Annotated in this window: 10 protein-coding genes; 6 read left to right on the forward strand and 4 right to left on the reverse strand. The window is 71.2% G+C overall.

Features of this window, described 5'->3' with window-relative positions:
- Positions 1–15 precede the first annotated feature (15 nt).
- Complete coding sequence (gene glgP, locus QHG49_RS11465) at positions 16–2,634, reverse strand: alpha-glucan family phosphorylase (RefSeq protein ID WP_159705129.1); 2,619 nt, start codon at positions 2,632–2,634, stop codon at positions 16–18.
- Between the two features lie 321 nt (positions 2,635–2,955).
- On the opposite strand from glgP, the gene QHG49_RS11470 reads away from it, so the two are divergent.
- The 4 genes from QHG49_RS11470 to glgB all read left to right on the forward strand — a co-directional run bounded on the left by QHG49_RS11470 (position 2,956) and on the right by glgB (position 10,517).
- Positions 2,956–5,115, forward strand: coding sequence for an alpha-1,4-glucan--maltose-1-phosphate maltosyltransferase (locus QHG49_RS11470; protein ID WP_301489249.1), 2,160 nt, complete (start codon positions 2,956–2,958; stop codon positions 5,113–5,115).
- Complete coding sequence (gene treS / locus QHG49_RS11475; protein ID WP_301489251.1) at positions 5,112–6,812, forward strand: maltose alpha-D-glucosyltransferase; 1,701 nt, start codon at positions 5,112–5,114, stop codon at positions 6,810–6,812. The genes QHG49_RS11470 and treS overlap by 4 nt, the downstream gene beginning before the upstream one ends.
- A 95-nt stretch (positions 6,813–6,907) precedes the next feature.
- A complete protein-coding gene (locus tag QHG49_RS11480; protein ID WP_301489253.1) occupies positions 6,908–8,278 on the forward strand; it encodes a phosphotransferase in 1,371 nt (456 codons plus the stop codon).
- A gap of 28 nt (positions 8,279–8,306) precedes the next feature.
- Positions 8,307–10,517 (forward strand): 1,4-alpha-glucan branching enzyme, encoded by a 2,211-nt coding sequence (glgB, locus tag QHG49_RS11485; RefSeq protein ID WP_301489255.1) that lies wholly within the window; start codon positions 8,307–8,309, stop codon positions 10,515–10,517.
- A 75-nt stretch (positions 10,518–10,592) separates the two neighbouring features.
- Here the strand turns inward: glgB and QHG49_RS11490 are convergent, their stop codons facing one another.
- Complete coding sequence (locus QHG49_RS11490; protein WP_301489257.1) at positions 10,593–12,827, reverse strand: AAA family ATPase; 2,235 nt, start codon at positions 12,825–12,827, stop codon at positions 10,593–10,595.
- A gap of 647 nt (positions 12,828–13,474) precedes the next feature.
- On the opposite strand from QHG49_RS11490, the gene QHG49_RS11495 reads away from it, so the two are divergent.
- Together QHG49_RS11495 and QHG49_RS11500 are read left to right on the forward strand one after the other, a co-directional pair.
- Positions 13,475–17,950 carry an RICIN domain-containing protein gene (locus QHG49_RS11495; protein WP_301489258.1) on the forward strand — a complete coding sequence of 1,492 codons (4,476 nt, stop codon included), beginning with the start codon at positions 13,475–13,477 and terminating at the stop codon, positions 17,948–17,950.
- Between the two features lie 101 nt (positions 17,951–18,051).
- Complete coding sequence (locus QHG49_RS11500; protein ID WP_301489260.1) at positions 18,052–18,507, forward strand: hypothetical protein; 456 nt, start codon at positions 18,052–18,054, stop codon at positions 18,505–18,507.
- Positions 18,508–18,747: 240 nt separating this feature from the next.
- Here the strand turns inward: QHG49_RS11500 and QHG49_RS11505 are convergent, their stop codons facing one another.
- Complete coding sequence (locus tag QHG49_RS11505) at positions 18,748–19,512, reverse strand: DUF2127 domain-containing protein (RefSeq protein ID WP_145491038.1); 765 nt, start codon at positions 19,510–19,512, stop codon at positions 18,748–18,750.
- Positions 19,513–19,607: 95 nt separating this feature from the next.
- Positions 19,608–21,278 (reverse strand): MFS transporter, encoded by a 1,671-nt coding sequence (locus QHG49_RS11510; protein WP_159705117.1) that lies wholly within the window; start codon positions 21,276–21,278, stop codon positions 19,608–19,610.
- Positions 21,279–21,383 lie beyond the last annotated feature (105 nt).

The raw sequence follows: 21,383 nt of genomic DNA on the forward strand, positions 1-21,383 counted from the left end.
CGGCGTCCCCTCCGGCTACCGCAGCAGCACCCCCGCCCCCTGACCCGCGTCCTCCGCGGGCAGTGCCACCACGCCCACCTCCGCCGCCGAGGCGAGCAGCCGGTGGACCGGGAGGATGCGGACCGTGCAGCCGTAGGGGCCGGTGCGGTCGAGGGAGAGCCGGCCCTCGTAGAGGCGGCGGCCCTCCAGGTCAGGGGTGCCGGCCGGTTTCAGCGGGACGACCGTGGCGTCGGTGATGCGGTCCTGCGCGTCCACCCGCCCGGAGACCGCCTGGACCTCGACGTCGTCGGGGCTCAGCGCGCCGAGCCCGACGCGCACCCGCAGCCCGATCGTCGTCCCCAGTTCCGCCGTGGCCGTCGTCTCGGTCGTCTCCACGTGGTCGACGCTCACCCCCTCCCAGGCGCCGCGCACCCGCGCCTTCCACCCGGCCAGCTCGGCCGCGGTGTCCGGGGTCAGCGCGCGGTGCGAGCGGGCGGCCGGGGTGTAGAGCCGCTCCACGTACTCGCGGACCATGCGCCCGGCCAGCACCTTGGGGCCGAGCAGGGTGAGGGTCTGGCGGACCATCTGGATCCAGCGATCGGGCAGCCCGCCCCGGCCGCGCTCGTAGAAGCGCGGGGCGATCCGCTGCTCCAGCAGCTCGTACAGGGCCGCCGCCTCGATGTCGTCGCGGCGCTCCGCGTCCGTGCCGGTGCCGTCCGCGGTCGGGATGGCCCAGCCGAAGTCCGGCCGGAACCACTCGTCCCACCAGCCGTCCCGCACCGAGAGGTTGAGGCAGCCGTTGAGCGCCGCCTTCATCCCGGAGGTGCCGCACGCCTCCAGCGGGCGCAGCGGGTTGTTGAGCCAGACGTCGCAGCCGGGGTAGAGCTTCTGCGCCATCGCCATGCCGTAGTCGGGCAGGAAGACGATCCGGTGCCGCACCCGGGCCTCGTCCGCGAACCGGACCAGCTCCTGCACCAGCCGCTTGCCGCTGTCGTCGGCCGGATGCGCCTTGCCCGCCACCACCAGCTGCACCGGCCGCTCGGGATGCAGCAGCAGCTCCCGCAGCCGGTCCCGGTCGCGGAGCATCAGGGTCAGCCGCTTGTACGACGGCACGCGCCGCGCGAACCCGATGGTGAGGACGTCCGGGTCGAGCACCCCGTCGATCCACCCCAACTCGGCGTTTCCGGCTCCGCGTTGGCGCCAGGACGCGGCGAGCCGCTCGCGCACCTCCAGCACCAGCTGTTCGCGCAGGGTGCGGCGCAGCTCCCAGATCTCCTGGTCCGGGATGTCCGCCACCGAGTCCCAGCGCTCGGAGCCGCCGACGGCGAGGGCGTCCTCGGCCCGCTGGGTGCCGATCTTCCGGGCGCCGAGCCCCAGCACCTCGGGGGCCACCCAGGTGGGGGCGTGCACCCCGTTGGTCACGGAGGTGATCGGCACCTCCTCGGTGTCGAACCCCGGCCACAGCCCGGCGAACATCTCCCGGCTGACCTGTCCGTGCAGCAGCGAGACCCCGTTGGCGCGCTGGGCCAGCCTGAGCCCCATCACGGCCATGTTGAACAGGTTCGGCTCGCCGCCCGGGTACGTCTCCATGCCGAGGGCGAGGATCCGGGGCGTCTCGATGCCGGGCAGTTCGGCGTCCGGGCCGAAGTGCCGGGCGACCAGGTCCCGTTCGAAGCGGTCGATACCGGCCGCGACCGGGGTGTGGGTGGTGAACACCGTGCCGCCGCGCACCGTTTCGAGGGCCGCGTCGAACTCCAGCCCCCGGGCGCACAGTTCGGCGATCCGCTCCAGGCCGAGGAAGCCCGCGTGCCCCTCGTTGGTGTGGAACACCTCCGGCTCCGGGTGCCCGGTGAGCCGGCAGTACGCGCGCACCGCCCGGACACCTCCTATGCCGAGCAGCATCTCCTGGAGCAGCCGGTGCTCGCTGCCGCCGCCGTAGAGCCGGTCGGTGACGGAGCGGGCGCCGAGGTCGTTCTCCTCCACGTCCGAGTCGAGCAGCAGCAGCGGCACCCGGCCGACCCGCGCCCGCCAGATCCGGGCGTGCAGGGCCCGCCCGCCGGGCAGCGCGAGGGAGATGCGCGCGGGCGTCCCGTCGGCCTCCGCCAACGGGGTGAGGGGCAGCTCGTTGGGGTCGAGCACCGGGTAGTGCTCCTGCTGCCAGCCGTCGCGGGAGAGGGTCTGCCGGAAGTACCCGTGCCGGTAGAGCAGTCCGACCCCGACGAGGGGGACGCCGAGGTCGCTGGCCGCCTTCAGATGGTCGCCGGCGAGGATGCCGAGACCCCCGGAATACTGCGGCAGGGCGGCCGTGATGCCGAACTCGGGGGAGAAATAAGCCACGGCTGCGGGCAGCCCCTCGGGCTGCGCCTGGTACCAGCGGTCACCGGTCAGATAGTCGTCCAGGTCGTCGGCAGCCGCGTTCAGCCGGCGCCGGAAGCGCCGGTCCCCGGCGAGTTCCGTGAGCCGCGCGGGCCGCACCCGGCCCAGCAGCCGCACCGGGTCGCACCCGGCGGCGCCCCACGCCTCCGGGTCGACGGACTGGAACAGATCGCGCGTCTCCGCATGCCATGACCAGCGCAGATTGTGCGCCAGTTCGCTCAGCGGCCGGAGGGGTTCGGGGAGAACGGGACGGACGGTGAACCGACGGATCGCCTTCACATGCCACCTCGGCGGGCGCGTTACGGGGTGAGACGCACGGCGGTGTACGTCTCGTCGTCCCTCTCGACGGTAGTGGTTACCGGAGCGTCGGTGGGGACGTCCCGGCAAGGGTGTCGGGCGTGGGGAGGCGGGCGCTGGGCACCCGTACAAGTGGGCCGGTCTGGTGGGTGGACATACGCGCGAGTAGTTAACAAAGTTCCGGATTGCCCACCCGAAAAGGATGGGAAGGCTCCTCCGGTACCCACCCCACAGGCATCACCCAGCACCGCCCGCAGGACCCACCTCCCCTGGTCATACACGTTGACGCGGACAGGAGCGGTCATGCCCGCCACGCACCATTCGTCAGCCGCCACGCAGACCTCGTCGGCCGCCGCGCGCGCCTCGTCGTCGTCCCCGCCGGGCACCGACCCGCCCCCGGGCGGCGCGCCCTCGGGGGCGGCGAAGAAGACAGCTGCCAGGAAACGCGCCAAGTCCCCTGCCGGGGCGCCGTCGAGGCAGGTCACCGCCGTCGGCCGCATCCCGGTCCTCGATGTACGCCCGGTGGTCCAGCACGGGCGCCGGCCCGCCAAGGCGGTGACCGGGGAGTCGTTCGAGGTCTCGGCCACCGTGTTCCGCGAGGGGCACGACGCGGTGGCGGCCAATGTGGTGCTGCGCGACCCCCGGGGCCGGCGCGGCCCCTGGACGCCGATGCGGGAACTCGCTCCGGGCACCGACCGCTGGGGCGCCACCGTCACGGCGGGGTCGCCCGGCCGCTGGACGTATACGGTCGAGGCGTGGGCCGACCCGCTCGGCACCTGGCGGCACCACGCGAGCATCAAGATCCCGGCCGGTCTGGACACCGAACTGGTGCTGGAGGAGGGCGCCCGGCTCTACGAGCGCGCCGCCGCCGGGGTCCCGAAGTCCCACCGGCGCACGGTCCTGGACGCGGCGGCCGTCCTGCGGGACGAGGACCGCCCGGCCCCCTGGCGGCTCGCGGAGGCGCTACGGCCCCCCGTGCGGGAGGTCCTGGACCGTTACCCGCTGCGGGAGTTGGTCACCGCCTCGGACCCGATGCCGCTGCTGGTCGAGCGGGAGCGGGCCCTGTACGGCTCCTGGTACGAGTTCTTCCCGCGCAGCGAGGGGACCGCCGAGCATCCGCACGGTACGTTCCGTACGGCGGCCCGGCGGCTGAAGCCGATCGCGGAGATGGGCTTCGACATCGTCTACCTGCCGCCGGTTCACCCGATCGGCAGCACCTTCCGCAAGGGCCCCAACAACACCCTCGGCGCCGGTCCGGACGACGTCGGCGTCCCCTGGGCGATCGGTTCCCCCGAGGGCGGGCACGACGCGGTCCACCCGGACCTCGGCACCATCGAGGACTTCGACCACTTCGTGGGCGAGGCGCGGAAGTCGGGCCTGGAGATCGCCCTGGACTTCGCCCTCCAGTGCTCCCCGGACCACCCCTGGGTGCAGAAGCACCCGGAGTGGTTCCACCACCGTCCGGACGGGACGATCGCCTACGCCGAGAACCCGCCGAAGAAGTACCAGGACATCTACCCGATCGCCTTCGACGCCGACATGGACGGGCTGATCGCGGAGACGGTCCGGGTGCTGCGGCACTGGATGGACCACGGGGTGCGGATCTTCCGCGTCGACAACCCCCACACCAAGCCGGTGGTGTTCTGGGAACGGGTCATCGCCGAGATCAACCGCAAGGACCCGGACGTGATCTTCCTGGCGGAGGCCTTCACCCGCCCCGCCATGATGCACACCCTCGCGCAGATCGGCTTCCAGCAGTCGTACACCTACTTCACCTGGCGCAACACGAAGCAGGAACTCACCGACTACCTCACCGAGTTGTCCGGCGAGAGCGCGGCCTACATGCGGCCCAACTTCTTCCCCAACACCCCGGACATCCTGCACGCCTACCTCCAGCACGGCGGTCGCCCCGCCTTCGAGGTGCGTGCCGTGCTCGCGGCGACCCTCTCCCCCGCCTGGGGCATCTACAGCGGCTACGAGCTGTGCGAGAACACCCCCCTGCGGGAAGGCGGCGAGGAGTACCGCGACTCCGAGAAGTACCAACTGCGGCCCCGGGACTGGGAGTCGGCCGAACGTGAGGGCCGTACGATCGCGCCGCTCATCACCCGCCTGAACGCCGCCAGAAGGCGCAGCCCCGCCCTGCGACAGCTGCGTGACCTGCACTTCCACCACGCCGACAAGGACGCGGTGATCGCCTACTCCAAGCGTGCGGGATCGAACACGGTTCTGGTCGTCGCCAACCTCGACCCCCACCACACCCAGGAGGCCACGGTCTCGTTGGACATGCCGCAACTCGGCCTGGAATGGCACGAGTCGGTGCCGGTGCGCGACGAGCTGACCGGCGAGACCTACCACTGGGGCAGGGCCAACTATGTGCGCCTCGAACCGGGCCGGCGCCCCGCGCACGTCTTCACCGTCCTGCGACCGTCCAACCCGCAGATCGGAGGGTCACCCACCATATGATCGTCAATGAGCCCGTCCCGGACACCTTCGCGGACACTCCCGCCCGGGACCGGGACCCGGACTGGTTCAAGCGTGCCGTCTTCTACGAGGTCCTGGTCCGCTCCTTCCAGGACAGCAACGGCGACGGCGTCGGCGACCTGAAGGGCCTGACCGCCAAGCTCGACTATCTCCAGTGGCTCGGCGTGGACTGCCTGTGGCTGCCGCCGTTCTTCAAGTCACCCCTGAGAGACGGCGGTTACGACGTCTCGGACTACACCGCCGTGCTCCCGGAGTTCGGTGACCTCGCCGACTTCGTGGAGTTCGTCGACGCGGCCCACCAGCGGGGCATGCGCGTGATCATCGACTTCGTCATGAACCACACCAGCGACCAGCACCCGTGGTTCCAGGAGTCCAGGCGGGACCCGGACGGGCCGTACGGCGACTACTACGTCTGGGCCGACGACGACAAGCAGTACCAGGACGCCCGCATCATCTTCGTGGACACCGAGGCGTCCAACTGGACGTACGACCCGGTACGCAAGCAGTACTACTGGCACCGCTTCTTCTCGCACCAGCCGGACCTCAACTACGAGAACCCGGCGGTGCAGGACGAGATGATCTCCGCGCTGAAGTTCTGGCTGGATCTCGGCATCGACGGGTTCCGGCTGGACGCGGTGCCGTATCTGTACCAGCGCGAGGGCACCAACTGCGAGAACCTGCCCGCGACCCACCAGTTCCTCAAGCGGGTCCGCAAGGAGATCGACACCCAGTACCCGGACACCGTGCTGCTGGCCGAGGCCAACCAGTGGCCCGAGGACGTGGTCGACTACTTCGGGGACTTCCCGAGCGGCGGCGACGAGTGCCACATGGCGTTCCACTTCCCGGTCATGCCGCGCATCTTCATGGCGGTACGACGGGAATCGCGCCACCCGGTCTCGGAGATCCTCGCCAAGACGCCCGCGATTCCCTCGGGCTGCCAGTGGGGCATCTTCCTGCGCAACCACGACGAGCTGACCCTGGAGATGGTCACCGACGAGGAACGCGACTACATGTGGGCGGAGTACGCCAAGGACCCCCGCATGCGCGCCAACATCGGCATCCGCCGCCGCCTCGCGCCGCTGCTCGACAACGACCGCAACCAGATCGAGCTGTTCACCGCCCTGCTGCTGTCCCTGCCCGGCTCGCCGATCCTCTACTACGGCGACGAGATCGGCATGGGCGACAACATCTGGCTCGGCGACCGCGACGCCGTCCGCACGCCGATGCAGTGGACCCCGGACCGCAACGCCGGTTTCTCCTCCAGCGATCCGGGGCGGCTCTTCCTGCCCACGATCATGGACCCGGTCTACGGCTACCAGGTCACCAACGTCGAGGCGTCGATGTCCTCGCCGTCCTCGCTGCTGCACTGGACCCGGCGCATGATCGAGATCCGCAAGCAGAACCCCGCCTTCGGACTCGGCTCGTACGACGAACTCCAGTCCTCCAACCCGGCGGTGCTCGCCTTCCTGCGCGAGTACGAGGACGACCTGGTGCTGTGCGTGCACAACTTCTCCCGCTTCGCCCAGCCCACCGAACTGGACCTGAGCCGCTTCGGCGGACGGCACCCGGTCGAGCTGTTCGGCGGGGTCCGCTTCCCCGCGGTGGGCGAACTGCCGTACCTGCTGACCCTGGCGGGACACGGCTTCTACTGGTTCCGGCTGCGTCGCGACCCGGCGTAGTACCGCCGCGCGGGGCGGCGGAGCGTTTCCGTCGCCCCGTCCCGGGCACCCATCAGTGACACCCCGACCAGATCCGGGGAAAGGACGTGACGCCCGTGACGGAAGCGGTCACCCCTTCGGCGAGCACCACCCTCGATTCACTGGCCCCCCTGCTGCGCGCCTGGCTGCCCCGGCAGCGCTGGTTCGCGGGCAAGGGCCGCCCGGTCACCGGGTTCACGCCCGTGGCCGTGACTCAACTCCTCCCCCGCAACAGCAGATTGGAGCTGTACCACGTCCTGCTGCGCGTCCACCAGCCACCGGAGTCCGCGCACCCCGGCGACTGCTACCAGCTCCTCATAGGCGCGCGCGAGGCGCTGCCACCCCGGCTGGCGCCCGCGCTGATCGGCCATGCGACCCAGGGCCCGCTCGCCGGACGCACGGTGTACGACGCCCTGTACGACCGCCGGCCCGCCGAGGTGCTCCTGGAGGCCCTGCGCACCGGGGCCCGCGTCGGGGGGCTGCGCTTCGAGCGGGACCCGCGGCAGGAGATCCGGCCCCATCTGGTGGCCCGGATGCTGGCCGCCGAGCAGTCCAACTCCTCGGTGGTCTATGGAGATACGTTTATTCTCAAGCTGTTCCGGCGGGTCGTCCCCGGCGTCAACCCCGATCTGGAACTGCCGCTGGCACTGGCCCGCGAGGGCTGCCCCCGGGTGCCCGCGCCGACCGCGTGGCTGCACACCGAGCTGGACGAACAGCCGTACGTACTGGCGGTGTTGCAGCCGTTCGTCAGCGGTGCCGCCGATGGCTGGGAGCTGGCGCTGCGCGAGCTGGCCAAGGGCGAGGACTTCACCATGGAGGCGCGGGCGCTGGGCCGGGCCACGGCCGAGGTGCACACCGCGCTGGCCCGCGCCCTGCCGACGGTCACCCTCGGCCCCGCCCAACTCGGGCCGCTGGTCGACCAGATGACCGAGCGGCTGGCGGCGGCGGTCCAGGCCGTACCGGCGCTGCTGCCGTACGAGCCGGGGCTGCGGTCGGCGTACACCGCGCTCGCCGAACTGGCCGGCGGGGGCCGCACCTGGACCGCGCAGCGCATCCACGGCGACCTCCATCTCGGGCAGTGCCTGCGCGCGCCGTCCGGGGAGTGGTCGCTGATCGACTTCGAGGGGGAACCGGCCCGTCCCCCCGCCGAGCGGCGGCTGCCGCAGCCGACGGCGCGGGACATCGCGGGGATGCTCCGCTCCTTCGACTACGCGGCCTGCTCGGCGAGTTCGGCCCCGGCACGATGGGCACACGACTGCCGGGCGGCCTACTGCTCCGGGTACGCGGAGGTGTCCGGCAGCGATCCGCGCACCGATCCGGTGCTGCTGCGCGCCTTCGAGACCGACAAGGCCGTCTACGAGGTGGTGTACGAGGCCCGCCACCGCCCCGACTGGCTGCCCGTGCCGCTGTCGGCGATCCGCCGGCTCGCCGTGTCCGACCCTCACTGACCCGACTCTCGCCCCGGGAGACTCGCTCGTGACGTCGAAGAATCACCAACCCGATCCGGCCGTGGGCGCCGAGGACCGCGCCAGGCTGCTGGCCGGCACCCACCACGACCCGCACTCCGTGCTGGGCGCCCACCCGGTGCCGGGCGGGGTCGCCTACCGCGCGCTGCGCCCGCACGCCCGCTCGGTCACCGTCCGCTGCGGCCCGCTGCGCACCGAACTGCGCGACGACGGGGACGGTTTCTTCTCCGGACTGCTCCCTCTGGACGCCGTACCGGAGTCGAGCCGACTGCGGGTGGCGTACGGCGACACGGTCCACGAGACGGCGGACGCCTACCGTTTCCTGCCCACGCTCGGCGAGCTGGACCTGCATCTGATCGGCGAGGGCCGGCACGAGGAGCTGTGGCGGGCGCTCGGCGCGCACGTCCTGACGCATCAGGGCGTGCCCGGAACCCGGTTCACGGTGTGGGCGCCGAACGCGCGGGGCGTCCGGGTCGCGGGCGGCTTCAACTTCTGGGACGGCGCCGGGTCCCCGATGCGCTCGCTCGGCTCCTCGGGCGTCTGGGAGCTGTTCGTGCCGGGCGTCGGCGAGGGCGAGCTGTACAAGTTCGAGATCACCCGCCCGGACGGCTCGCACACCCAGCGCGCCGACCCGCTGGCCCGCCGCACCGAGGCGCCGCCCGCGACCTCGTCGGTCGTGGATGTCTCGCACCATGTGTGGGAGGACGCGCAGTGGATGGCGCACCGCGGGGACACCCCGGTGCACGAGGCGCCGTTCTCCGTGTACGAGGTCCACCTCCCGTCCTGGCGCCCCGGCTCGACGTACCGCGAACTCGCCGACCAACTCACCTCGTACGTCACGGAGATGGGCTTCACCCATGTGGAGCTGATGCCGGTCGCCGAGCACCCCTTCGGCGGCTCCTGGGGCTACCAGGTCACCGGTTTCTACGCGCCGACGGCCCGGCTGGGCACCCCGGACGACTTCAAGTACCTGGTGGACCGGCTGCACCAGGCCGGTATCGGGGTGCTGATGGACTGGGTGCCGGCCCATTTCCCGCGCGACGCGTGGGCGTTGGCCGAGTTCGACGGGCGCCCGCTGTACGAGCACCCCGATCCGCTGCGGGCCGCGCATCCCGACTGGGGCACGCTGGAGTTCGACCTGGGGCGGCGCGAGGTGCGCAACTTCCTCGTGGCGAACGCCGTGTACTGGTGCGAGGAGTTCCATGTGGACGGGCTGCGGGTGGACGCGGTGGCCTCCATGCTCTACCTGGACTACTCGCGCGAGCCCGGGGCCTGGCGGCCGAACGAGCGGGGCGGCCGGGAGAACCTGGACGCGGTGGCCTTCCTCCAGGAGATGAACGCCACGGTCTACCGGCGCTGCCCGGGTGTGGTGACCGTCGCCGAGGAGTCCACGGCCTGGGACGGGGTGACCCGGCCGACCCATGTGCAGGGTCCGAGCGGGTTCGGCGGGCTGGGCTTCGGCCTGAAGTGGAACATGGGCTGGATGCACGACTCGCTCCAGTACATGGCGCACGACCCCGTGCACCGCGCCTACCACCACGGCGAGCTGACCTTCTCCATGGTGTACGCGTACAGCGAGAACTACGTGCTGCCGATATCCCACGACGAGGTGGTGCACGGCAAGGGGTCCCTGGTCTCCAAGATGCCGGGCGACTGGTGGCGGCGGCGCGCCGACCTGCGCGCCTACCTGGCCTTCATGTGGGCCCATCCCGGCAAGCAGCTCCTCTTCATGGGGCAGGAGTTCGCCCAGGGCGCCGAGTGGTCCGAGGCCGCGGGACCCGACTGGTGGCTGCTGGACCCGGCGTACCCCGCCGCCGCCGACCACCGGGGCGTGCGCGACCTGGTCCGCGATCTGAACGCCCGGTACCGGGCCACCCCGGCGCTGTGGCAGCGCGACACCGACCCCTCGGGCTTCGAGTGGATCGCCGGCGACTCGGCGTCCGACAACGTCCTCGCCTTCCTGCGCCACGACGCCTCCGGCTCGCCGCTGCTCGCCGTCTGCCACTTCTCCCCGGTCGTCCGCCCGGACTACCTCGTCGGCGTCCCCGACTCCGTCCCGGCCTGGACGGAGGTCCTGAACACGGACGCCCTCGGCTACGGCGGCAGCGGGGTGGCCAACCCGGGCCCCCTGAAGCCGGAACCCCAGCACGCCCACGGGCAGCCGACCGCGATCCGCCTGACCCTGCCTCCGCTGGCCACCGTGTGGCTGCGACCGGCCTGAGGCGCACCCCGCACAGGGGCGGGCCCCGGAGACGGAGGGGTTCTCCGGGGCCCGCCGGTCACTCGGCCGGCCGGTCTACCCGTCCCGCTGGGCCAGCGCCCGCGGCAGGTCGCCGGTGTGCAGGACGCCCAGCCGCTGGGTGGCGCGGGTCAGGGCGACGTAGAGGTCGCTGGTGCCGTACTCGGCCGGTTCGACCACCAGGACCGAGTCGAACTCCAGGCCCTTGGACTGGCGCGGGTCGAGGAGCACGACCGCCCGGGTGAGGTCGGGTTCGGCGCCGGCGGTGACGCCGTCCAGGCGGGCGGCGATCGCCCGGTGCAGCCGGCGCGGCGCGATGATCGCCAACCTGCCCTCCACCGGCGCGAGTTCGGCCGCCGCCTTGGCCACCGCGCCGGGCAGGTCGTCGTCCTCCCGCCGTACCCAGGGCCGTACCCCGGTGGAGCGCACCGAGCTGGGCGGCCGGAAGTCCGGCTGCTCGGCGCGGACCACGGCCGCGGCGAGGTCCATGATCTCGGACGGGGTGCGGTAGTTGACGCCGAGGCGGGTGTGCTCGTACCGGTCCTCGACGTAGGGCGCGAGGATCTCCGACCAGGAGCCGGCCCCGGCCGCCTCCGCGGTCTGCGCGGGATCGCCGACCAGGGTCATCGAGCGGGTAGGACAGCGCCGCATCAGCAGCCGCCAGGCCATCGGCGACAACTCCTGCGCCTCGTCCACGATGATGTGCCCGAACGCCCAGGTCCGGTCGGCCGCCGCCCGCTCCGCCGCGCTGCGGTGGTCCGCCTCCTCCTGCCGCTCGGCGAACCGCTCCGCGTCGATGATGTCGTGCGCGGACAGCACCTCCGAGCCGTCCGGGTCGCCGTCCTCCTTGTCCTCGAACTCGTACGTCCGCGACGCGTACGACACGTCCAGCACGCCCTGCGCGTACGCGATCTGCGTCGCGCGCTCGCGATCGGCGCGGAAGCGGACCAACCGGTCGTCCTCGCCGAGGAGTTCGGCGGCCTCGTCCAGCAGCGGCACGTCGGCGACGGTCCAGGCGCGGGTCACCGGGCGGCGGATCGCGGCGGCGTCCGCGTCGCTCAGATACCCCTCGGGCTCGGCGAGGAAGTCGGCGATCAGGCGCTGCGGGGTGATCCGGGGCCACAACCGGTCGATGGCGGACCAGACCTCGGGGTTCTCGGCCAGTTCGTCGCGGATCTGGGTGATGTCGGAGGCGTCGAGCAGGCTGCTGCCGTCGTAGGGGTCGGTGCCGACCCGCTCGGCGTACAGCTCGGTGAGGGTGTTGAGGATGTGGCCCTCGAAGTACTCGCGGGACGCGTTGTGCGGCAGCTTCGCGGCGCGGGTGCGTTCGCGGGCGACGCCCACCAGTCCGTCGTCCAGCATCAGCACCTCGCGGTCGTGCTCGATCGCGAGGACCGGGTCGGGCAGCGCCTGCCGGTCGCGGACCACCTCGGCGAGCACGTCCGCCATGTCCGCGCGCCCCTTGACGGCGGCCGCCTCGGGGGTGTCGGCGGCGGTGGCTCTCACCCCGGGGAACAGCTCGCCGACCGTGGCGAGCAGGACGCCGGTCTCGCCGAGGGAGGGCAGCACCTCGCCGATGTAGCCGAGGAAGGCCGGGTTGGGCCCGACGATCAGCACGGCGCGGCGGGCCAGCAGCTCCCGGTGCTCGTACAGGAGGTACGCGGCCCGGTGCAGGGCCACGGCGGTCTTGCCGGTACCGGGCCCGCCCTCCACGACCAGCACGCCCCGGTGCGGCGCCCGGATGATCCGGTCCTGGTCGGCCTGGATGGTGCGCACGATGTCGCCCATCCGGCCGGTGCGCGCCGAGTTCAGCGCGGCGAGCAGCACGGCGTCGCCGTTGTGGTCCTCGTGCCCGGTGCGGGTGGCGTCGCCGAGGTCCAGGATCTCGTCGTGGAGATGGGTGACGGTACGGCCCTCGGTGGCGATGTGCCGGCGCCGCCGCAGCCCCATCGGGGTGTGCCCGGTGGCCAGGTAGAAGGGCCGGGCGACCTCGGCACGCCAGTCGATCAGCACCGGCGTGTGCTCGGCGTCGTCCGCGCGCAGTCCGATCCGGCCGATGTGGTGCGTCGTACCGCTCGCGAGATCGATCCGGCCGAAGCAGAGCGAGCCGTCGACGGCGTTCAGCGCGGCGAGCAGCCCCGACCGCTCCGCCACCAGGATGTCCCGCTCCAGCCGGGCCTGCATGGGCTTGTCGCCCTGCGCGAGCGCGTCCCCGACCGAGGTCTCGGCGTCACCGCGCAGCACGTCGACGCGCGCGTACAGTCCGTCGATGAATTCCTGCTCGCGACGCAATTCATCGTCTGGAAATTCGGTGTTTGACAATTCCGCTCCCGCCCGGATATACTGTGCCCACAAAGCTTTTCCGTGACTGGTCGCACTTGAAGTCACGAACCGCCAAATATACGCGCAGAAATCCCCCGGACGCAATTACCCGGGGGATTACTTGTATGCGGACGCGGCCCTCCCGGCCCACCTCCGGGCTCCGTCGCCCACCAGGTCGAAAACCGGCCGTCTCCGACCACGGACCTTCCCTCCATCGCCATGGAAGACACACAGGAGACGCACAAGTTCCTCATGGTGAGGCCACACATCGCCCGTCGATCCGGGTGCCGGAACACCGCAAAAGGTTCAGGCCAACGCTGCGCGACCCGCACATAACGCTCTGTACTGCGCGTTCCGTGTATGCGTAAGGTATCGCCGCGCCTTGCCGGATCTTGACCAATCCGTTGTTGCGCGCACATCGCTCGATGACCGGGGGAACACCTGCGTGCGCGGGGAGCGCTCTGCTCGTGCCAGAGCCTTCTGCTGCCGTCGTACGGCGGATCTCCCGGTCCGGCCGTCCGACCGTGAAGAAGGGGGACGCTCCTTTGCGCTCCAGATCCTGGTTACGCCTGCCCGGGTCACGAAGATCAGGGAAGCTGACCGCGGGTGTGTCATCCGTGGCCGCGCTGGCTGTCGTGGCCGGTCTCGCGGTGCAGCCGGGTCTGGCCCGGCTGAGCGCCGAACCGGCCGCCGACTCCTATCCCTGGTACCAGGACTCGGCTGCCGAGCAATTGCGGCAGGACCAGTGCCTGATGACCGACGTGCTGCGCCTCGGCGGGCCGTCGATGGCCGCGACCGCGCAGGACGGCCTCAACCAGAGCCCGGACAAGCTGCATGCTCTCGCCGGCCGGAAGAACTGGGAGCAGACGCCGCTGGCCGTCGCGTACAAGAGCGACCGGGACGCGGCTGGCAAGCAGTTGGAATCCCTCGACGCGCTCCGGGCCGGCTGGAAGAAGCCTCTCGACGGCCTGGCCACCCCGGCCGGGTTCACCGATGCGGATTTCCACTGGCCGCCGGACGGTGACCAGAGTTTCTACAACCAGACCGGTCTGAGCAAGTGGGTCGCGGACCGGTTCTGGCAGGAGGACGACGACTTCTACCGGGACGAGACCCCTGAGGCCGATGGCAAGACCCTCAAGGCCGTCGACGACCTCGGCAACGCCCTCTACGGCAAGGACCCGGACACGTCCGGGATGACCCCGCAGGAGCGGGACCGGGCGTGGGCCGAGCACGATGCGTTCCAGTGGATGCACGGCCTCCCCGGCACGAACGCGGGCGCCGACGACGCTCGGCTCTTCCTGTCCTCCGGCGGCTTCCCGCGGAAGGCTCCGCAGCCGGGGACGCCGGAGTACCGCATCGCGGTGGAGGATGTGAAGTCCCGCTTCGCGGCGTGTGGTTGGCGCGACCCACTGGACCCGGACGGCGTGCTGGGCGATGTCACGTCCACCGCCGCGGACGAGTGGCAGCAGGAAGTCTCCTCGCAGGCCGCGCAGCGCAACCGGATCCTGGACGCGAACAAGTCCGCGGTCGACGCCCTGTCCAAGGGCGCGAAGGCGCTGAGCGAGATGCTGGGGAACTCCTGGGTCGCGGACCGTCTCACGCGCTGGCAGGACTACTGGTCGCCGGGCGGCGTCGGCTGGATCGGTGACGGCTCCCTGGTCATGCAGGTCGAGGCGGCCAACGGGAAGTGCCTGGACGTGCAGGGCGGCGGGACGGCCGACGGCACCCCGGTGCAGATCTACACCTGCAACGGCGGCACTGCCCAGCAATGGAAGCTCTGGGGCTCCTACGACGGCGGCTACGCCCTGTACAACACCAAGGCGCAGAAGTGCCTGGACGTGAAGGGCGCCGCCGACGCCAACGGTACGAAGATCCAGGTGTGGACGTGCAACGGCACCGCGGCCCAGCAGTGGCAGTTCGACGTCCGCGCCGCGGGCGAGCTGCGCAACGCCGCCACCGACAAGTGCCTGGACCTGCACTCGTTCGACAACGGCAAAGACAGCCAGCTGTACACGTGCAACGGCACCGACGCGCAGAAGATCCGTGTGGTGGCCCAGTCGCACGACGGCACCGGCAAACCGTCGTACCCGGACAAGGCCCAGTTCACCAAGGCGACGGCCGGTGTCACCGCTGCCCGCAACGGCGCCGGTGCGAAACTGGCGATGCTCAAGGCACAGTTGGCCACCACGAGGAATGCCGGCGGCGTCTCGGATGCCGCTCTTCAGACCGCGTACGGCATCGCCGACGCCCAGGGCGCGCCGCGCGGCCGGGGTCTGCTGGTGGGGCAGCAGAAGGCACAGGTGACCCGGGGCGCGGTGGCCGCGCTCCAGGCGATGGAGAAGGCCGGTGAGACGGCGGAGGCGGCCACCCGTGCCTCGGCCGGGGACAGCGCGACGATCGCGCAGCGTGCGCTGGCGCAGGCCGCACAGGTCAAGGCGGAGTTCCGCGAGGAGGCCGCGAAGGCGGCCGAGGAACAGGCCAGGGCGGCCGCGGACGCGGCCAAGGTGCACCGTGACAACGCCAAGGCGGACAAGGAGACCGCCGAGGCCAGACTCGGTGACGCGCTGAAAGCCGAGGGAGACGCGAAGGCGGCCGCCGCGGATGCCCACGCCAAGCGGCTGGCCGCGCAGGCCGAGGAGAAGACGGCCAAGGCGGAGAAGGAGACGGCCGCCGCCAGACGGGCCGACGCCGCCCAGTACAAGCAGGCTGCCGAGGCGCAGGCGACCAAGGCCGGGGCGGCCAAGGACAGGGCGGACGCGGCCGAGAAGACCGCCCAGGGCAAGCGCGACGACGCCGTCAAGGCCAGTGACCACGCCAAGGCCATGCGTGACGACGCCTGGGACGCGGAACAGAAGGCGGACGCGGCTCGTGCCAAGGCCGACGCCAAGGACGCCTACGCCGACTCCCTCGACTCGGGGGCCGCGGCCGACGCCGCCCGCTCCGCCGCCGACGACGCGGACAAGGCCGCCACCGAAGCCGAGACGGCGGCGACGAAAGCTCGCGCGGACGCGGACGCGGCCACCCAGGCGGCGGCCGACGCCGACGCCGCGGCAACCCGTGCGGAGGCAGCCGCCGAGCGGGCCCGCTCGGATGCGGACGCCGCCCAGGCGGACAAGCTGAAGGCGGACGCGGCGGTCCGGACCGCCACCAGCGCGGTGGCCGACGCCATCGCGGCCTCCCAGGACGCCGCGGCCGAGGCGAAAGCCGCGGTCAAGCTCGCCGACGAGGCCGAACAGCACGCCGGGGACGCCGAGAACCAGGCCGACCAGGCCGACACCGAGGCGGGCAAGGCCGTTGCGGCCGCCGCGAAGGCCGCCGGGTTCGCGCATGTCACCGCGCAGGCCGCCGTCGACGCCGGGAAGGCCGCGGAGCAGGTCGCGAACCCGGCCAACGACGCGATCCAGCTCGGCTCCCCGTACGTCGACACCGACTCGGCGGCCGCCCTGGTGGTCCTGACCGGGCAGGCGTCCAAGTCCATCGCCGACCAGCAGCGGGCCGTCGCCGACGCCCACGCCAAGAACGCCGCCGCCGAGGCGGACGCCGCCAAGAACCTCGCCGACCAGGCGAAGGGCGACGCGAAGGAGGCGTACCAGCACGCGGCGGGCGCCGCCCGGTACGCGGCCGACGCCCGCACCTACGCCAAGGAGGCCCTCGGTTACGCGGCCGAGGCCGCCACGGCCGCATCGGCCGCCGCCGCGTCCTTGACCCGCACCGTCGACTACGACAAACAGGCCGCCACCGACGCCGCGGCCGCAGACAAGGCAGCCGGCAACGCCGAGGGCTACGCCAAGGACGCCCGCGCCTCCGCAGACGCCGCCGAACTCGACGCCTCCGCCGCCCGCTCCGCCGCCGACCAGGCCGAACAGGACGCCAAGGACGCCCGAGCGGCCGCCGACCGCGCCGACACCGCCGCGACCGTGGCCGAACAAGCCGCCAAGGACGCCGACAAGTACGCCAAGGACGCCCAGGACGCGGCCGACCGCACCGAACGAGAGCAGGCCAACAAGCAGGCGTCCAAGGGATCCGGTACCGGCATTCCCGGCGTGTTCGCCGTCCCGGACGAGTCCACCGTCGAGATCGTCAGTTCCGAGCAGATCGGCGAGTGTCCCCCGATGCCGCAAGCGGGCATAACGGGCTGCGACGCCGCATACAACCTGGTCGTCACCTACGAGGCCGACTTCTACCTGTGCACCGACGACGGGGCACAGGCCACGGCCGACGGCTGCCCGAAGCCGGCGTGGCAGTTCCTCCAGCGGTCGACACTGAAGAACGTCAAGATCGAGAACTGGCAGCATCACTTCTCCGGCAAGGACATCGTCCGCGCCGGATGGCAGAGCCTTTTCGGCGACGTGGCCGGGTCGATCCTTTTCTCGTTCTTCGCCGACGACATGATGGACTGCCTCCACGGCAGCGCCGGCGGCTGCGCCTGGGTGTACGCCACCTACTTCCCTCTGGGAGGCGCCCTCAGCGACATCACCAAGGCGGTCAAGGCACTCGACGCCGCCGCCAGGACCGGCATCGACTTCGAAGACGCCTACAAGGCACTGCGCGGCCTGGACGGTCTGTCGCCGCTGGCGAAAGAAGGAATCGGCGCCAAGGTCCTCAAGCGACTGTACGAGACGTGCACGAAGCGCGGCAGGGCCGCGTTCGCACTCTCCGCGAACAACGCGTGCGAAGGCATGATTCCGTACGCCAGTTCGGAACTGGCCGTGGTCGCGTACAAGTTCCGGGTGGCCAGCGGACTCAGGTACAAGTTCGGCCGGAACATCGCGGCTGCGAGGGTTCCGGGGTGGGCCGCGACCACCGGCGCGAAGGACGACTTCGTCGTCTTCGCGAATATCCCCAAGGGGCTCCACTCGGAGGAATTGATCATACAGAAGCTGGAGGAAAAGGGATTCAACAAGAACCAGATCTCGGAACTCTACAGTGAACGCAGCCCCTGCGAGAACAAGTGCTCTCCGCTCCTGGAGGGTATTCCGGTAACCTATTCGACTCCGGATGGACCCGGCGCGTACTATATGCTGCAGCACTTGCTCGACACGTTCGAGCGCGGAAAGTTCGCCCGCTCCGGTCAACCGACCCAGCCTGAGTGACACGGAAAGAGGGAGGCGCTGGAAAAACTCCCGGCGCTCCCCCTCACGCGTATGGACACGCAACGCAACGACTGCCGGCGAGGAAGCCAGGAGATGCCCCGTTGAAGCACAGAGATCCCGAGAATCGATCCGAGGCTGAGGCACACGGTCATCCGTTCGCCTCGGACGAAAACATCGCCGTCGGGCATGAACTCGCAGACCGAGTCTGCCGGGAACTGCACCGTGCCGGTATTCCCGCACACACCATGCGTCCGGAAGTGACAAAACAGCCCGGCGCCCAGGTAGAAGTCGACGACAGCCAGGATGATCACGCCGGTGGCCTCTATATTCGCTGGAGCGCACCGAATCTGGCAGAGGCCGGCATAAAGGCAGTGACAGAACGGCGGGACCCGGCGGCGCCAGAATGGAAACATCATGCCGAGGTCGTTCTCCTCATGCAGACGGCATTGATCGGCATCCTGCGGTTGGCCGGCTTCTTTGCCGTACCGGCCGAAGAGGTCGACGACATCGCCAAGGGCGATGTCTACGTCCACGCCAGTAGGCCATCGTTTTCATGAACACCGCGCCGGCGGGCGGGGCCTGACGACCCGCCCCACCCCGTTCGGACTCCGCTGCCAGGCCGACCGAGGGGAAGCCGACCCGCCGGAGCGGGTCGTCGCCCGGGTGGATCCCGACCTGGGGTTCCGGATCGAACAGCTGGTCCGGAACGACTGAGCCGGCCGCCGCGGAACACCCGCACACGGCGTCGCCCTCCCTCCCGCGACCGGTGGGAGGGAGGGCGACGCCGCACGGTGGTCTCAGACCAGCACCCCCGCCGACTCCTCCACCTCCAGCAGGGACGCGCTGTGGCGTTCCTCGTCGAATGTGCGGCGGCCGCCGCGGAGGCCGAAGAGGCGTTTGGCGAGGGCGATGTAGAGGACGGCGAGTATGTTGAGGACGAGGGTGGCGATCTTGAGGTAGCTGATCTTCTCGGTCAGCTCGTAGATCTCCAGCGGGAGGAACGCGGCGGTGGCGACCACCGTGAGGTACTCCGCCCAGCGCTTGGCGCGCCACAGGCCGACCGCCTCGACCAGTTCGATCAGGGCGTAGGCGAGGAGCAGGCCCGCGACCAGGAGAAGCGTGGAGTGCCGGTAGCCGAACGCCTTCTGGATGGAGCCGACCACGGGTGAGTGGTCGAGGTCGTAGTGGAAGTGCCGGAAGACCGGGCGCAGCACGGTCAGGTACTCGTTGAACAGCCGCCGCACCGCGTCCTGGCTGTTGCTGAACTTCCACACGGCCACCGCGACCAGCACTATGAACACCCCGCGCACGGCCCGCTCGATGGCGAGGAAGCGCAGGATGAACAGGTCCCGCAGCACCTTGCCGCGCGGCACCAGCGGCGCGTCCTGCGCCGGCCCCGATCCGTGCGGCTCCCCGAGCACGAAGTCCCCGCAGCGCAGGCAGCGCCACGCGTCCCCGAGCCCGGTCTGCGCGTGCAGCCGTACCCGCAGCCGCGGATCGTCGGGCGCGTAGGTCACATGCCCCTTGCGCGCGCAGGTCCGCCGGTCCCAGTCGATCTTCATGTCCCCCGTGCCTCCATGCAGGTACAGACGGCACGCACGAGCGTGCCGTTCCGGTCGTCCGGAACGGCACGCTAATGGATGTCGGCGCGAAAGCGTCAGCCGGTGGTGGTCTCCGCCAGTTCCTTCTCCGCTTCCTTCACCTCTTCGGTCGCCGCGCGGCGCGGCAGCAGGAACGCCACCAGGACCGTGCCGACACCGAGGATGACCGCGCCGACCAGGCTGGTGTGGGCGACGGCGGAGGAGAAGGAGGACCCGACGGCGTCGGCCATCCGGTGGGCGCCCGCGGCGAGTTCGGTCGCCTGCTGCTTGAGCGCGGCGGCCTGCTGGGGGCTGCTCGCGTGGGCGGCCTGGGCGGCGGCCTGGTGGGCCTTGTCGGCGATGCCCTGGGCGACGGCGTAGCCCGCGCCGACCGAGTCCTGGGCGGTCTCCAGGGCGCTCGGCGGGAGCTTGCTGCCGGCGGTGGCGTCGGTGAGGTGGTTGCCGTACGACGTGGCCAGCAGCGAGCCGAGGATGGCGATGCCGAGCGAGCCGCCCAGCTCCAGCGAGGTGTCGTTGACGGCGCCGCCGACGCCCAGTTCGGACTCGGGGAACGCGCCCATGATCGCGTCGGTGCAGGGCGAGAGGGCGAGGCCGATGGCGAGGCCGAGGATGATCAGCGGGGCCAGGAAGTCGCCGTACGTCGAGCCCGCGTCCACCTGGGTGAGCAGCGCCAGCGCCAGCGTGCCGAGGACCATGCCCGCGCTGACCGTCCACTTCATGCCGACGCGCGGGGTGAGCCAGCCGGTGAGGCCCGAGCCGACGAACACCGCGCCGGCCAGCGGCAGCATCCGTACGCCGGTCTCCAGGGCGTCGTAGCCGAGGACGAACTGGAGGTGCTGGGTCAGGAAGTAGAACGCGCCGAAGACGGCCAGGAAGAACAGGGCGACGGCCAGGTTGGAGCCGGCGAAGCGGCGGTGCGCGAAGCGGCGGACGTCCAGGATCGGGCGCGGGTGGCGCAGCTCCCACAGGACGAAGGCGATCAGGCCGACACCCGCGATCACGGCGGCGGCGACGGCCTTGCCGCTCCAGCCGAAGTGCGGGCCCTGGATGATCATGTAGACCAGCGAGCCGGTCCAGATCACGGACAGCAGGCCGCCGACGTAGTCGATGCGGTCGTGGTGGCCGGCCTTGGACGGCGGGACCAGGACGAAGGCGGCGACGAGGGCGACGAGCGCGATCGGCACGTTGATCAGGAAGGTCGAGGACCAGCCGTGGCCGCGCAGCAGCGCGCCGGCGACCACCGGGCCCGCGGCGATGGCGAGGCCCGCCGTCGCGGTCCACAGCACGATCGCCTTGGCCCGCTCGGCCCGCGGGAAGGTCGCCGCGAGCAGCGACAGCGTGGCCGGCATGATCAGCGCCGCGCCGACGCCCATCACCGCGCGCGCCGCGATCACGGTCGCCGCGCTGTCCGCGAGGTAGCCGAAGACGGCGCCGCCGGCGAAGACCAGCAGGCCGAGCACGAGCGCCCCGCGCCGGCTGTACTTGTCGCCGATCGCGCCGAGCAGCAGCATCAGCGCCGCGTAGGGCACGGTGTAGCCGTCGATCACCCACTGGAGGTCGGCGCTGGAGAGCCCGAGGTCCTTCGTCATGTCGGGCGCCGCGACCGTGAGGGCGGTGTTGGCCATCACGATGATCAGCAGGCTCAGGCAGAGCACCAGCAGGGCCCACCAGCGCCGGGCGTAGGGGCGCTCCATCTTCTCGACCGGTTCGGTCATGACGAGTCGCATGGCAGGGGTTTGCCTTCCTCAGGTTCGCGACGGACTTGCACATCATCGTGCAATTGCACAACGATGTGCAATGTACGCCGTTACACAGTGCTGTGCAAGTCGGGT

Origin of the sequence: Streptomyces sp. WP-1 (assembly GCF_030450125.1) — a bacterium.
In the GTDB taxonomy this organism is placed as follows: domain Bacteria; phylum Actinomycetota; class Actinomycetes; order Streptomycetales; family Streptomycetaceae; genus Streptomyces; species Streptomyces incarnatus.